The following is a 13908-nucleotide window of genomic DNA, read 5'->3' on the forward strand; positions in this document are numbered from 1 at the left end:
GTTCGTGATTGCAGTGTCGATCGGGGAACCAAGCCCAGGTGAGCCCGTTCAGTTCCGATATAGGAGGAAACTCATGGCTCCCCGTTCGTTCTGGAAAGGTTATCTGAAACTCTCGCTCGTGACCTGCCCGGTTGCGATGGCGCCGGCAACGAGCGAAAACGAAAAGGTTCGCTTTCACACCCTTAACAGGGCCACCGGCAACCGTGTCGTCAGCCGCTACATCGACAACGTCACCGGCAAAGCCGTGGACGAAGATGGTGAGGTCAAAGGATATGAGCGGGGCGAGGGCGATTACGTCATGCTGGAAGACGACGAACTCGATGCGGTGGCGCTTGAGAGCACGCGCACGATCGATATCGAAATGTTCGTGCCGCGCGACAGTATCGAATGGATCTGGCTCGACACGCCGCACTATCTGACGCCGGATGATGCCGTCGGTGAGGAAGCCTATTGTGTCATCCGCGATGCCATGGCGGCCACGCAAATGATCGGAGTCTCGCGGCTGGTCATGTACCGCCGCGAGCGGGCGGTCATGCTGGAACCACGAGACAAGGGTATCATATTATGGACATTGCGATTTGGCGATGAAGTGCGCGGCGAGGGGGACTATTTCGGCGATATCGAGGCGAAATCAGTGGATTCGAAGCTGCTGGGCCTGGTGCGAAAACTGATCGTGGAACGCACCAAGCCGTGGGATCCCGGCATGGTTGCCGATCCCGTGCAGCAAAAACTGCTCGACATCATCGCATCCAGAAAGAAGGGCCGCGAACGCCCTGCAAAGGCTCGAGCTGATGAAGAGGCGGCGCCCGGCAATGTCATCAGCATCATGGACGCGCTTCGAAAGAGCCTTTCGCAGGAAGCCGGCGCAAAGAAACGGTAGGGGTCGAGGTTGCGTTAATCACGTGAGAATGGCCGGCCTCAGACGCTGCGCTTCCGTCTTTTCTCGGCAGGTAGCGGCACGGCCGATGTCTTGAATTCGGCCCATGGGTCTGAACGAAGTGCGCCAAGCCTTGCCGGCGCGTTGAGCACGGTGAAATAGTCAGGTCCGATGGCGGGGCTAAGCTCATCCCATGACAGAGGCATGGAAACCGCGGCGCTCGGACGGGCGCGCGTCGAATATGGCGCTACCGCCGTGGCGCCTCGCTGGTTGCGAAGGTAGTCAATCAGGATCTTTCCCTTCCGTTTCGATTTGGCGATGGTCGAGACGTAACGTCCGGGGCTGTCAGATGCCATCGCATCAGCGATACCCTTCGTAAAGGCTTTGATCTCCGGCCATTCAGCGTTCGGCACGAGCGGGCAGACAATGTGCAGACCCTTGCCGCCCGATGTCTTGACGAAGGGGGTAAGCCCTGCCTGTATCAGCCGCTCTCGCGTTTCCTCCGCCGCAGCAATCACCTCGCTCCAATCGACACCAGGCCCCGGATCGAGGTCCATGACGATGGTGTCCGGCTTCTCCCAATTGCCGATCATCGATCCCCATGGATGAATCTCAAGGACCGCTGCCTGCACCAGGCCGATCAGCCCATCGAGACCGTTGATGCTGACATAGGGCTCTTCGTCTTTAGGATCCTTGGCTAGAGCAATATTCCGGTTCATGCCATTCCACGCGTGCTTCTGGAAGAAGTGCTGGCCATTGATCCCGTTCGGGCAACGGACCAGCGCCAAGGGTCGACCGACGATGAACGGCCCCATATGGCTCCAGACTTCAGCATAATAGTCGGCAAGCCCAGCCTTGGTCACACCCTCGTCCGGCCAATAGAGGCGGTCGCCATGGGTCAGGGTCACGTTGGGTCGGACAGGTGTTGCCCGTGCCTTCGCCGCAGCTTTCGGCACCTCGCGCACGATTTCCAAGGGATCCTTGTCTTCGCGCAGACCGCGGAAAGAGGCGTGGCGCAAATGCCCGTCGGCTGTCCATGTTCGGAATTCGACCTCTGCCACCAAATCGGGCTGCACGAAGCGGACGCCTCGACTTTCCTCGGCGGTCAGTGTCGCCGCAAAGGGGCTTTGGTCGGCCTTCAGGCGGCTCAGTCTTTTGAAGAGCTGCTCGGCAACGACATTGCTGAAACCCGTGCCGACGCGGCCGACGTGATCGAGCTTGCCCTTGTCGTAGACGCCAAGGACCAGCGATCCGATAGCCTTTCTGGAGGTGCTGGAGGCGACCCAGCCGGCAATGACGAACTCCTGGCGCGACGAGCATTTCGATTTAACCCATGTCTTTCCGCGCCCAGATCGATAAGGGTCACTCGCCACCTTGGAAACGATGCCTTCGAGGCTCAGCCGGCAGGCATGCTTCAACAACAGATCACCATTCGCATCGAAGTGGCTGCTGAAACGCAGGGTCCCGGTCTCCGCGGGTATGATCTGCTGCAGCAGTTCCTTACGCTGGACCAGCGGGCAAGCCCGGAGATCATAGCCGTCGAGATAGATGAGATCGAACGCGTAGAAGACGAAGCGATCGCTGCGGCCCTCGCTGAGATCCGATTGCAATGCGGAGAAATCCGAAGCGCCGGCTGCGTGTTCCACCACCAGCTCTCCATCGATGATGGCCGCGCCGACGGGCAGGTCCTTGAAGGCGCCGACAATGTCCTTGCCGAACTTTGCCGTCCAGTCGAGGCCGCTGCGGGTCAGCAACTTGATGCGGCCGGCCTCGATGCGAACCTCGAGCCGATAACCGTCGAATTTGATTTCATGAAGCCAGCGTGCTCCGAGCGGCGGCTTTGACACCAGGGTTGCCAAAGCAGGCTCGACGAAGGTCGGGAGTGCCGCTTTTTTTGCACCTTTCACGGTAGACGGTTCGGCGAGGGCGGGCGCCGCATCCGGGGGAGTGGGTTCGGGCTTGTTCTTCAGCTTGGGTTTCCTGCGATCGATCCTACCCGTCCTGGAGGACCAGCCTGGCTCTTCTCCCTTGACCTCGTCGATCTCTCTGCCCGTTTTGGCCGATTCCGGTCGATCATCGAGGATGTCGGATGCGCCTTCCGGTCGAGCCGCATCGTCTTCGCCCTTGATCAGCAGCCAGTTTTCTCTCTTGTCCCGTGGCTTTCCGGCCATGCGGATCAGATGCCAATGACCTCCCAGTTTCTCTCCATGCAGCTCGAATTCGAGATGGCCCTTGGCGTAACCCTTATGGGGATCGCCGAGCGGCGTCCAGGAGCCGCGATCCCAGACAAGGACGGTGCCGCCACCGTATTCGCCCTTCGGGATGGTGCCTTCGAAGTCGCCATATTCCAGAGGATGATCCTCCGTTTGTACGGCGAGCCGCTTCTCGCCGACGAGCAGGCTCGGTCCCCTGGTGACGGCCCAGCTTTTCAACACGCCATCCATCTCAAGGCGAAAATCGTAATGAAGCCGGCGCGCCGCATGCTTTTGAATGACGAAGCTGTTGCCGGCAGGCTTTCGCTTTCTGGCCGCCCGGCCCTTCGGCTCTGCTGTTCTGCCGAAATCGCGTTTACGGTTGTAATCCTCTAGCGCCATTGTCAACTCGCCTTGCGCTCACGCCGTGATGGAGTCCGCGGGTTCGATTTCGCTGTCTTTCCACGCGCAGAACCCGACTTCGTCGCTGCCCGTTTCGATTTGCCGCCATTGCGCAAGCCGGCACTCTCTCGCAGAGCCTCCATGAGATCGGTGACATCGGTCACTTTGGTGGGCTTGCGTACCGGGATCGGCTTGCCTTCGACTTTGGCCTTGACGAGCTCGGTGAGCGCCGCCTCGTAGCGATCGTCGAACGCGCTCGCGTCGAATGCACCTTTCTTCGTGGCAATGATGTGTTTGGCGAGATCGAGCATCTCGCCCTTGATTTTGATATCCGGCACATCTTCGAAGGCCTCGTCCACCGGGCGAACCTCGTAGTCGAAGTTCAAGGTCGTGGCGATCAAGCCCTTTCCATGCGCGCGGATCATGAGCGTCCGCAGGCGCCGGAAAATAACTGTCTGGGCGATCGCGGCGACCTTCTGCTTGCGCATTCCTTCGCGGATCAGCGCAAAGGCCTCTTCGCCGGCGGCGGCTGAAGGAGCGAGATAGTAAGGCCGATCAAAATAAACGTCATCGATATCGGAGCACGCAAGAAACGCCGTAACGTGGAGGATCTTGTCGCTTTCCGGAACTGCAGCAGCGACCTCGTCGGGTTCAAGGACGATGTAGTCGTCCTTGTTGATCTCATAGCCCTTGACCTGATCATCGCGTTCGACGGGTTTCGCGGTCTCGCTGTCGACGAACTCCCGCCTCACGCGATTGCCGGTTTCCCGGTTGAGGGTATGGAAGGAGATCCGCTCAGACGTCGAAACGGCGGTGTAGAGGGCCACCGCGCAGCTCACCTCGCCAAATTTCAGAAATCCCTTCCATTGCGCGCGCGGGGCCATATGACAACTCCAGATCAATACTCGAATCAAACGAGATACGCCGAGCATTGTTCCTCGAGCGGCAGAGGGCGTCTGTCTTGGCGGCATCGGCGCGAAAGGAAATCAGATATCGATCAGGGCAATCCCGAGATCCTTTTGATGGCGGCGTCGAAGATGGCCTGGCGCTTCGACAATCGTTGCCTCCAATGTCGGGTGAACGGTTCCGTCGAGAAAATGGCCTCCGCGGGTCGAGCCATCCTTCAGGCCAAGGACAGCATGGAGATGCAGGCTCGCCTTGCCGTCATCACCCGTAGCAATGTCGCCGATGAGGCTCAGCACCTCGCATTGCTCGGTGACGGGAATCTTGCGGTAACTGCGATCGGCAAAATCAAACCAGCCTACAGTTGCCTCTTCGAAAGCACCGATGGCGCTGATCGAAGCTGCCGTCAATCCTTGTTCCGTCGCAAATGTTGCGAGCGCGGAGTGGGCTTCTTCTTTGGTGTCGAGTACGACGACGTAGGTCTTTTGGCCGTCTACCTCGCTGATTTTTTTGAAGTTCATGAGGAATTCCTTGCCATATTGGCGTCATGGGATTGGGCAATCGGCAAATCCGCTTGGACTGGCCTCGGTCCGCAATTCGCGGCTGCAGGGGGCATGATGTCGCCAATCTGCTCATGAGGCTCGTCCGCCTTCGTCATCGATAACGTTGGTATCGGGGCGGTCTCCGCCATCGGCGTGTTCCGTATGCCAGCCGCCATCGGGAAGCTGATAGGCAATCTCGGCGTCGCGACCTTCGAGATTCTGGCGTTCGGCCGCCGCCTTGGCCGCGGCAAGCGCGGTGTCGTGGTCCGGGAAGGTCTCAGACCAAACGTCTCCAAGGCGGTAGCCATATCCGCCATCGTGCTTTCCAACATGGTAGGTAACAGTCATCCCCTTATCCTCCATTATGGCGCCTTCTGGCGCTTACCGTCTTGCCAGGCGCATGACGAGCGATACGACGAACAATAGGAGAAAGATGAAGAAAAGGATTTGAGCGATAGACGCCGATGCACCCGCAATGCCACCGAACCCGAGCGCGCCTGCTATAAGGGCCACGACTAGAAATACCAGCGCGTAATAGAGCATCTTTGCCTCCAAAGTTGTTACGATGGGACAACGACGCAAACCATGCTTGGTTCCTCGCAATGAACAGGAGGTCTATTAATTGATTGAATCACAACGATATTGAGGCGTGTACTCATGCTTGGCGACCCGTTCGAACAGGCCCGCTGGCGATCGCCGCCGACGTTGGATTTGAAGTCTTCGTTATTGGCGATGATAGTCGGAACAAAGGCCAGAAGGCCGAGTTACTACCAAGCCAGAATGGATTGGCAGATAACCCACTTGGGTGAGGAGGAACGATGGCCACTGACAAACACGAGCAGATCCGCCGCCGCGCTTACGAGCTATGGGAGGAGGAAGGCCGCCCGGAGGGAGCGGCAATGCGGCATTGGCTGCAAGCCGCCGATGAACTGGAGGAAGACAATGAGCACGAGACACTTACGGATCTGATTGATGAGGACGACCGTGATGACGAAGCCATGCTTCAAGCCGCTGGCGAAAGCGGGGATTTTGGCCGGTCGCCGCCTAAACGGAAGAACGGTAACATCGCCGAACGCTGATCATTATACGAAATCCTGAATGCTCAACTCAGGAGGATGGCACCGGTCGGCATCGTCAAAGACGATAGCTCTGAATCCTAGCCGCCGCCGCTCTAGGTGACATTGATTGAGGGTAAAAAAGACATGACTTCGTTGCGGCGTCTGGGAGCAAGCCCCTCTATTTCCTCTTTCCAGAAGGTTTCGGCTTCCACCGGATCGGGCTCCCAGCTCTTGGTCGACAGAATATTATCATCCATCACCAGGAGTCGGCGTCCACCCAGTCGCAGGTATTCGTTTGCAAGGTCCTGAGCGCTGTTGTTCATCATTCTATTCCTCGAAAAGGATCGATAGCGTCTGCAATCCATTGTCTGTTTGCTGACATGAAATGGCTTGCAACGGCGATCGGGAGGGTTGTGTGGACCCTCCCATAGGTTTCGTCACTGGCATTTTGTAGTCGAGGTCTTGTCGTTCGTTTGACTGTCCTGCGCGCTATTGCTCTGCGTGGTGTTTTTACCGGTCTTCATAGCGTTGCAGTCCTGGGATTGACCGTTGGAATTGGCGTGGCTGCCGGACGTATCGCTGCCGTTCGTACTTCCGTTTCCGTTGGACGTGCCGCTGCTCTGCGACCCTGTACCTGCGCCATTGCCACTGCCCGAGCCGCTGGAGCCGGACTGCTGCGCCATGGCGGCAGTAGCCATGCCGATCGAAAGGGCACACACGGCGATCATCTTCGTCAACATAGGATTTTCCTCTCTTCTGTTGTCATGTTCAAACTCGCCGGCCATGAAGTTGTTTCGAAATATTCGGAATTTATTTCTCGGGAACCTCCTCAACCCTGCGCCGTTAACGGCAGTAGTTTGATACCTCTTCCACTAACAGGTCTTGCCTTGGACAATTCCGCGCCATTGACGCAGCGACATGCCTTGCGCCGCGACCAGCCACTCTGGGCTGCTATCAGCGGCGGATCGATCAAGACGGGCCTAACTATTGCTCACAGCGCCTATGACGTAATCATTGTCGGTGCCGGCATTAGCGGTGCCCTGATGGCGCATGCACTGAGCGGAAAAAACCTGCGCGTCCTCGTGGTCGATCGCCGGTCACCCGTGCAGGGAAGCAGCCTGGCAAGCACGGCGATGATCCAGCATGAAATCGATGTTCCTCTGCATGTGCTTCAGAAAACGATGGGGGTCAGGGAAGCTCAGCGCGTGTGGCAGCGTTCGGCCAGTGCGGTGGAGCAACTCGCCGGAATTGTACACGATCTTAATGTCAAATGCTCGTTCCAGAGAAAGAGGACCCTGTTCTTGGCCGGTGAGGAATACGGCTCCCGTGCATTGAAAGCAGAATGGGAGGCAAGGAACGAAGCGGGCATCGGTGCAGACCTGCTAGGTGCATCAATGCTACGAGAACAGTTCCAGATTGTTCGCACGGCGGCGATCGACAGTACGATCTCCGCCTCTGCGAATCCCGCACAACTGACAGCGGGAGTTCTTCGGCGGGTCGGGATGCATGGCACGGAGATCGTTTCCGGTGTCGACATCAAGGATGTCAGGGCGTTTGACGAGGACGTCGTGCTCTCGACGTCGGAAGGAGCCCTGCTGTCGGCGCGACATGTCGTGTTCTGCACGGGTTATGAATTCCTGGAATCGCTTGCGAACAAAAGCCAGAAGGTGATTTCCACCTGGGCTCTCGCCAGCCGCCCCAAGCTCAAACGGCCAGATTGGCTGGATCAGTATCTCGTCTGGGAAGGATCCGATCCGTATCTCTATTTTCGATCCACACCCGACGGCAGGGTCATTCTTGGGGGAGAAGACGAAAACGGTGAAGACGCCTATAAGGACGAGGCGAAGCGCGCGCGCAAGACGAAGGCGCTGGTCGAAAAGCTAGCGGACCTCACAGGCATAGCGATCGGGAAGCCGGAGTTCGAATGGTCGGCGGCCTTTGCCGTAACGCCCGACGGCCTGCCTATGATTGGCCGTGTCCCTCACATGAAGAACGTGTTCGTGACGATGGGCTTCGGGGGAAATGGCATCACATTCAGTCAGATCGCAGCCGAGCTGATCGCCGGCGAGATCCTTGGGCATCATGATGCCGATTGGGACCTGTTTCCGATTTCCTGAGGCGATCAGGAGTTCAGCGGCCGTCATTGTGCGGATGAGACGCCTTCCAATGTTGGGAACTATAGGCTGTTGCGGGCGTTCGGGTAAGGCCAACACAAGAGGAGGCTAAAATGATTTCCGCAGACAAGATTGCCGAACATATGGAAGTAATCGCCGCAGACGGCATCCATGTCGGGACCGTCGACCACATGGACGGAGAAAGCCGTATCAAGCTCACCAAAAGCGGTTCCGATGATGGTCGGCACCATCTGATCCCAATCGACTGGGTCGACCACGTCGACGCCCATGTGCATCTGACGAAAAATTCGGACGATGTCCGTAGCCAGTGGTCTTCGATCAACTGACAGATCCTGAGGGGCCATGGTCATTGATCCGTGGCCCCGTTCGCTGGCATCATCGCGCGGTATTCGAACTATATCGATACGATAGCGTACTCTGCTCTTGCGTAGGTTTGATATCCTCTGCCACTATCGCTTCGCGGAGGGATCCAAATTCTTCTTTACGCGATCGGCTTCATCCGCATCGGCGCGTCCCGATGGGATTCCTGGGGAAGTGGTCGATACAGGGTCCGATGCTGGAAAGGTGTCTTCCAGGCCTTTCTCAAGTGAGCCCTTGGCGGTCTTTCTGCGCTGCTCGGCCTGTTCCTGTTTCATGGATTCGACTGCTGGCGACTTGCGATTGGGCATTGATGTTCCTCCGGTGTCCAGGGTAATCCGCCTGGCTCCAGGAAGTTCCGTCTTGGCCGGTCCATCGGCAATCTCGACAACGTTCGGCAGAGCCAAATTTGCTTTGCATCCCTTTGGCCAGAGGTTCAGCGTGCTCGTTCGGTAGCGCCGACCATTTGTCGGAAGGGATGCGCTTGGGTTCGTGTGGCCTTCGTTGACGGACATAAAGCCGGGTGCAGTCGACGGAACAATCTAGGGTCTGACGTGTTTCCTCCAGGTATCCGAAACTGGATGCAAAATTCGGAGGAACTCCATGAAAAAGTTGGCTTTTAGCCTTGCTGCCATATGTCTGGCGGCCCCGGTCGCGTTCGCCCAGAGCGAGACGCCCAAGACATCGCAGACGACTCCTGCAATGTCCACCTCCGGCGAAACCAATCCCGGCGCACCGGTCGCCGGCAAGAACAGCTTTACCGAGGCCCAAGCAAAATCGCGGATCGAAAACGCAGGCTACACCGACGTGTCGGGTCTCAAACTCGATGACCAGGGGGTATGGCGGGCGATGGCCAGCAAGGATGGAAAGCAGGCAAGCGTCTCTGTCGACTTCCAAGGCAATGTCGTGATGGCAAAGTGATCGCATTCAGCGATCGAACCACAATAAAAATGAAGAGGAAATGCCGATGACCATCGTTAGTGGACTTTATGACAATTACGACGACGCACAAACGGCCGTAAAGGCCTTGGAAGATGCAGGCGTGCCTTCCGATCAGATCAGCATCGTCTCGCGCAAGGACGGTAAGGAAAAGGTCGAAGGGCAGGGCAACAATGCCGCCGAAGGTGCCGGAACAGGCGCTGGAATTGGTGTTGTCGCCGGTGGCGCTGGCGGCTTGCTGGCAGGGCTTGGCATGCTGGCCATCCCTGGCGTTGGCCCCGTGGTTGCAGCCGGTTGGCTCGTCGCGACAGCGGCCGGCGCCGTTGCGGGCGCCGTGGTCGGTGGCGCTGCAGGCGGGATCGTCGGCGCAATGATCTCATCGGGCGTTCCCGAAAAGGATGCCCACTTATATGCCGAAGCTTTGCGTCGCGGTGGCTCCGTCGTCATTGCAAAAGTGGCTGATGACCAGGTTGCGGCATCACAGGCGATCCTTAACGACGCACGTGCGGTCGATCTTGATGACCTTCGGGCCAAGTATAGCGCCGATGGATGGTTGCGCTTCGATGATGCGGCCGATCCATACACGTCCGATCAGATTGCCGCAGAGCGTGGGCGCGATCGGATAGATCCCCGCGCTTAAGTGACTTCGGTGATGAGCGGCGAGGACTGCCCCCTTCGCTCGTCACCGCATATCGGCGTCGCATGAAGCGGAAATTTTTCGCAATAGGCTCGGTTCGGCATTTCGGCTTGTGGCAAAAGTGGTCTCTCCTCCGAGGCCTCCGCATGTCGGCGTTTTGGAAACCGGAGATGTCAACTTTCCATTGCCTGCCCAACGGGAACAATCGCGGAACGATCGCGTTCGGTAATCATGGTCCAACGTCGCTGGACTTTCACAAGTTCGTCAAGGAGACGAAACAATGACAAGCAAAATCAGCATATTGTTCGGTGCTCTTGCAATCGGTGCGCTGGTGCCGTTGGCCGCACACGCCCAAGGCGTGGTGGGAGGAGCACAAAATGGTGCGGACCAAGGCAATCGCCAGGCCGGGCCGGTCGGTGCCGTGGTTGGCGGCGCGGTAGGCGCAGTAACGGGCGGCGTGAATGGCCTGCTGGGAATCGATCAGCGTCCCCGTTTTCACGACTATGTCGTCCGCGAGAACCGACCGTCGATTGTATATCAGGATAGCGTTGCCGTCGGCGCCGTGCTTCCAGAGGACGGCGTGGAATACTATGACGTCCCACCAGAATACGGGGTGACGAAATATCGTTATACCGTCCTGAACAACCACATCGTTCTCGTTGATCCGCACACACGGACAATCGTCGAGGTAGTTCAGTGAGAACACGACCGCATGCCCCCGAATTGTCGAAGACATGATAGCTATGTCCACGATTGATGGGATGCGCCGCGACTAATCCATCGCAGAGGAAGTCACGGTGTCGGCCACGCCGCCACCGTGGCAACGCGTGTGCCGCCGACTGGCTTGTGTCGGCCGCAGCGCCAAGCCCGTCTTACCTCCAACTTTGAAATCTCTGATGTGGGATCGCCGGTTGAGCCACGACCCCGTATTATGATTGGAACATTGTGGCTGCTGACTGGTTTCGCTCGCTCAACGATGGAGATGATCATGGCAGACAAAGGCGACGATACTGGCAGAGTATGGGATCTGGTCGACAAGATCGGATTTTGCATGCTTACGACGAAGGCTAACGGCGATCTGCGGGCGCGGCCGATGGCGGCGCACGCAGAGCGTATTGAGAACGCAATATACTTCCTGACAGATGCCGCCAGTCATAAAGACGACGAGATAGCTCGCGCTCCGAGCGTCTGCCTTGCCTTTGCCGATTCGAAGGGTCAAAAATACGTCTCGATATCTGGCACCGCTGAAGTCTTGAACGATCGGGAGAGGGTTAAGGAACTATGGGCCACACCTGCCAAAGCGTGGTGGAGCAATGCCGACGACCCGTCCATCCGAGTCCTCAGAGTGACCCCTTCCTTCGCCGAATACTGGGATAGTCCTGGCACAGTGATCAGCTATATAAAAATGGCCGCGGCGGCTGTCAGCCATTCGCGCCCGGACATGGGCGCCAACGCCAAGATTGAGATGTAGACAATCTCGCGGGCTGATTAAGGCCAGATCGGTCATCCATCGCTACGGCCCCGAACCAATCGTGCCAGCCGGTCCAGCTTTCGGTTTGCCCATCGAATTCTTTACAGCGGGAATTCCCAGTAGCAGATGATTTGCTCTGATCCCCTCGAGAACACTTTATCTCTGATGTGCTCGTGAGATTGTAATCAATGCATAATCTCATGAAACTTAACAGCACGCCTCGGCTCATGGTTCACATTCATTCTCAAATCGGCCTTCAAGACGGAGGCCGTGGATATCCCCTCCGGCATCCCCGCACCGAACTTCATTCCGAATGTCGAGGAACTGGCTGCCACCAATCCTGACCTCGTGGTGCAATGGCCCGAGTACGGCGCCAATATCGTCGAGCCGATTACAAATGCCGGTCTTCGCCCATGCTCATTTCCTGCGGGCACGGAACAGAAGGCGCGCGACTATCAGGCGATGGTCGCCACCGCCATGGGTAAGCCGGAAGGGACCGAACGAAGTTCTTCCTAAAAAATGGCCCGGTCTGATGCCGGGCCAAAGTTGTGGGAGCGAGCAGACCGGGAGAGATCAATGACTCGCGCAGCTTTAACGGGCGCGGCTTTGAATAGTTCCCCGCAGCGCAAACCGCTGGGCTAATTCGTCGAATTCTGCAGCGAGGAGATCGCAGCGGCCTTCGAGATGCCTGACGAGCCCGCGGCCCTCCTTTCAACGATAACGCGGGCGCCTCACATTGAAGCCCTCGGCGTTGCCAAATCGATGAGGGCAGCACGCGAAGGGTCGGTGCTTCCGCCATTGGCCCAATAGTTTACGATCTGCGGTGGAAGTCAGGACTTCATCTTCGTGTCCGCCTTCCTTCTGCGCGTCGGATGATCTCAAGCTCTCGTTCCGTGCGAGCTCCAGCTCTTGGCGGATTTCTGATGGGTTCAAGCCTACTGCATTGGTCATTTACGGATCAAAGGGCATGATTTTAATATATTACTTTTAGAAGTTTGGTTGCCATGCCGCCACATTGCTTCCAACCTTTGAGGATTCTGTCATGAAGAAAAAAATTATCGCTTTGGCCTTGCTTGTCTTTGCATCTCCCTTGGCCGTACACGCTGCGACCCTCAAGTTCCCCAGCGAAAAACCCGTTGCAAGTATTACCATTCCGGATAGCTGGAAGCCGGAGGAAACAGACAGCGGCGTCCAAGGAACATCGGCGGATTCTGCCATCTATCTTTCCGCTGACGTTGCCAGCAGCAAGTCAATGGACAAGGTCGTCACCGACGCCATCGATTTCCTCGCGAAGAACAAAATCACGGTTGATCCCTCGACCCGAAAGGAGACGCCTGTAACCGACGTCAACGGGATGCAGATGACGACCCTCGAGTGGGACGGCAGCGATGAAGACGGCCCGGTCAGCGTTGGTTTGCTCTTCGTGCAGACATCCGGTGACAACGCCCTCGTCGTAACCTATTGGGGAACCAAGGGAGAGGAAGACAAGCATAGCGCCGAAGTTCAGGCTATCATCGCATCGATCAAGCCGGTTGAATGATCGGTGAGAAAGCTGTCGGTCCGGTCGTCACCGCCGTTGGCTGGAGGCCCGGATCGGCCGCAGGCTCGTCTTCGAGTTATTGCTGTCGGACAGCGAAATCGTAGGCCTTGGGAAACTACCTCGGCATCGCATCGAGCGCGGGATAAGTTTCGCATGAAATTCAGCAAACCAGCCCTTCGAAGGAATTTTGTGACGTCCGCGGCAAAGACTTCTCAAGAAGCGATTGTGCATTGAATCTCAGGTGGGCAGGCACCATATGGACGGTACCGGAGACATCTGAAACGGGCGTCGCCGAGTGTGGGTGCACAATGTGCCTCAGCCCCAAAGAAGGAGGACAGCATGTCTTCCATTCACGGCGTATATATCCGGCAAAGTTTGTGGCAATCCGCTCGCCGGTTCCGGTTTATGGAATTGTTCATAAAATCCACCCCGCTGATAGGCCTCGCCTTTCTAGTATACGTTACCTTTAAGGGTATTCTTTCGTAGCGCTTGGCGGTTCAAGCCCAGCCTTCGTAGGCCCTCTGACTCTCGTGACGGCGGCAAGTCGTACCAAAGAGAATTTCTTATCATATTCGAGGTCATCCATCATGGAACGCACCACAGAAACAGAAATCACCTTTGCCCATCCGTTTGTGTTGAGCTCGTTGATTGTACCGCTTGAAGCGGGAACCTATCGGCTGATTGTCGATGAGGAGGAAATCGAAGGCCTGTCGTTCTCGGCATTTAGAAGAACGTCGACGCAGCTTGAGATACCGTCGATAGAAACATCTATCGGAACCAGGCAACGCCTGCGCGTCTCTTCGCAAGAAATCGAAACCGCCCTGGCTAAAGACGCAAGAGCTGGTGATTAAGCCT

18 protein-coding genes and 1 pseudogene are annotated in these 13908 nt (G+C 57.3%); 11 read left to right on the top strand and 8 right to left on the bottom strand.

The genetic code is table 11. The annotated features are described in order from the left end of the window. Positions 1-73 precede the first annotated feature (73 nt). Complete coding sequence (locus tag BSK43_RS15505) at positions 74-880, top strand: Ku protein (RefSeq protein ID WP_077472292.1); 807 nt, start codon at positions 74-76, stop codon at positions 878-880. A 38-nt stretch (positions 881-918) separates the two neighbouring features. On the opposite strand, the gene ligD is transcribed toward BSK43_RS15505, so the two are convergent. The 5 genes from ligD to BSK43_RS15530 all read right to left on the bottom strand — a co-directional run bounded on the left by ligD (position 919) and on the right by BSK43_RS15530 (position 5459). Beyond that, on the bottom strand, positions 919-3471 hold the full coding sequence (gene ligD, locus BSK43_RS15510; RefSeq protein ID WP_077472291.1) for a DNA ligase D: 2553 nt from the start codon (positions 3469-3471) through the stop codon (positions 919-921). A gap of 2 nt (positions 3472-3473) precedes the next feature. After that, positions 3474-4355: a Ku protein gene (locus BSK43_RS15515; RefSeq protein ID WP_077472290.1), complete on the bottom strand. Its 882-nt coding sequence runs from the start codon at positions 4353-4355 to the stop codon at positions 3474-3476. A 102-nt stretch (positions 4356-4457) separates the two neighbouring features. Further along, positions 4458-4895: a PPC domain-containing DNA-binding protein gene (locus tag BSK43_RS15520; protein ID WP_077472289.1), complete on the bottom strand. Its 438-nt coding sequence runs from the start codon at positions 4893-4895 to the stop codon at positions 4458-4460. Between the two features lie 111 nt (positions 4896-5006). Beyond that, positions 5007-5264, bottom strand: a complete 258-nt coding sequence (locus BSK43_RS15525; RefSeq protein WP_077472288.1) for a hypothetical protein — start codon at positions 5262-5264, stop codon at positions 5007-5009. Between the two features lie 33 nt (positions 5265-5297). Continuing rightward, positions 5298-5459 (bottom strand): DUF1328 domain-containing protein, encoded by a 162-nt coding sequence (locus tag BSK43_RS15530; RefSeq protein ID WP_077472287.1) that lies wholly within the window; start codon positions 5457-5459, stop codon positions 5298-5300. Positions 5460-5734: 275 nt separating this feature from the next. On the opposite strand from BSK43_RS15530, the pseudogene BSK43_RS15535 reads away from it, so the two are divergent. Continuing rightward, positions 5735-5947 (top strand): annotated as a pseudogene (locus BSK43_RS15535) (DUF2934 domain-containing protein); the annotation flags it as partial. A gap of 140 nt (positions 5948-6087) precedes the next feature. Here the strand turns inward: BSK43_RS15535 and BSK43_RS15540 are convergent. Next, complete coding sequence (locus tag BSK43_RS15540) at positions 6088-6300, bottom strand: hypothetical protein (protein ID WP_077472285.1); 213 nt, start codon at positions 6298-6300, stop codon at positions 6088-6090. A gap of 111 nt (positions 6301-6411) precedes the next feature. Beyond that, a complete protein-coding gene (locus tag BSK43_RS35100) occupies positions 6412-6714 on the bottom strand; it encodes a hypothetical protein (protein WP_077472284.1) in 303 nt (100 codons plus the stop codon). A gap of 24 nt (positions 6715-6738) precedes the next feature. Between BSK43_RS35100 and BSK43_RS15550 the strand changes: the two genes are divergently transcribed. Both BSK43_RS15550 and BSK43_RS15555 read left to right on the top strand, forming a co-directional pair. Continuing rightward, a complete protein-coding gene (locus BSK43_RS15550) occupies positions 6739-8091 on the top strand; it encodes an FAD-binding oxidoreductase (protein ID WP_077472283.1) in 1353 nt (450 codons plus the stop codon). A gap of 110 nt (positions 8092-8201) precedes the next feature. Beyond that, the gene (locus tag BSK43_RS15555; protein WP_077472282.1) at positions 8202-8435 is read left to right on the top strand and encodes a DUF2171 domain-containing protein; all 234 of its coding nucleotides are present in this window, start codon (positions 8202-8204) and stop codon (positions 8433-8435) included. Between the two features lie 123 nt (positions 8436-8558). Here BSK43_RS15555 and BSK43_RS15560 read toward each other — a convergent pair whose 3' ends face one another. Further along, complete coding sequence (locus BSK43_RS15560) at positions 8559-8777, bottom strand: hypothetical protein (protein WP_136686973.1); 219 nt, start codon at positions 8775-8777, stop codon at positions 8559-8561. Between the two features lie 292 nt (positions 8778-9069). Here BSK43_RS15560 and BSK43_RS15565 point away from each other — a divergent pair, with 292 nt between their 5' ends. From BSK43_RS15565 to BSK43_RS15595, 7 genes are all read left to right on the top strand, one after another. Continuing rightward, positions 9070-9387, top strand: a complete 318-nt coding sequence (locus BSK43_RS15565) for a PepSY domain-containing protein (protein ID WP_077472280.1) — start codon at positions 9070-9072, stop codon at positions 9385-9387. Between the two features lie 46 nt (positions 9388-9433). Beyond that, positions 9434-10045 (top strand): general stress protein, encoded by a 612-nt coding sequence (locus BSK43_RS15570; RefSeq protein WP_077472279.1) that lies wholly within the window; start codon positions 9434-9436, stop codon positions 10043-10045. A gap of 277 nt (positions 10046-10322) precedes the next feature. Next, a complete protein-coding gene (locus BSK43_RS15575; RefSeq protein WP_068395035.1) occupies positions 10323-10742 on the top strand; it encodes a DUF1236 domain-containing protein in 420 nt (139 codons plus the stop codon). Between the two features lie 288 nt (positions 10743-11030). Continuing rightward, positions 11031-11513 (top strand): pyridoxamine 5'-phosphate oxidase family protein, encoded by a 483-nt coding sequence (locus BSK43_RS15580; protein WP_077472354.1) that lies wholly within the window; start codon positions 11031-11033, stop codon positions 11511-11513. A 270-nt stretch (positions 11514-11783) separates the two neighbouring features. Beyond that, the gene (locus BSK43_RS15585; RefSeq protein ID WP_077472278.1) at positions 11784-12029 is read left to right on the top strand and encodes a hypothetical protein; all 246 of its coding nucleotides are present in this window, start codon (positions 11784-11786) and stop codon (positions 12027-12029) included. A 526-nt stretch (positions 12030-12555) separates the two neighbouring features. Beyond that, complete coding sequence (locus tag BSK43_RS15590) at positions 12556-13053, top strand: histidine kinase (protein WP_077472277.1); 498 nt, start codon at positions 12556-12558, stop codon at positions 13051-13053. Positions 13054-13637: 584 nt separating this feature from the next. After that, on the top strand, positions 13638-13904 hold the full coding sequence (locus BSK43_RS15595) for a hypothetical protein (protein ID WP_077472353.1): 267 nt from the start codon (positions 13638-13640) through the stop codon (positions 13902-13904). The last annotated feature ends 4 nt before the right edge of the window (positions 13905-13908 follow it).

It is taken from the genome of Rhizobium sp. P44RR-XXIV (assembly GCF_001999485.2).
Taxonomy (GTDB): domain Bacteria; phylum Pseudomonadota; class Alphaproteobacteria; order Rhizobiales; family Rhizobiaceae; genus Rhizobium.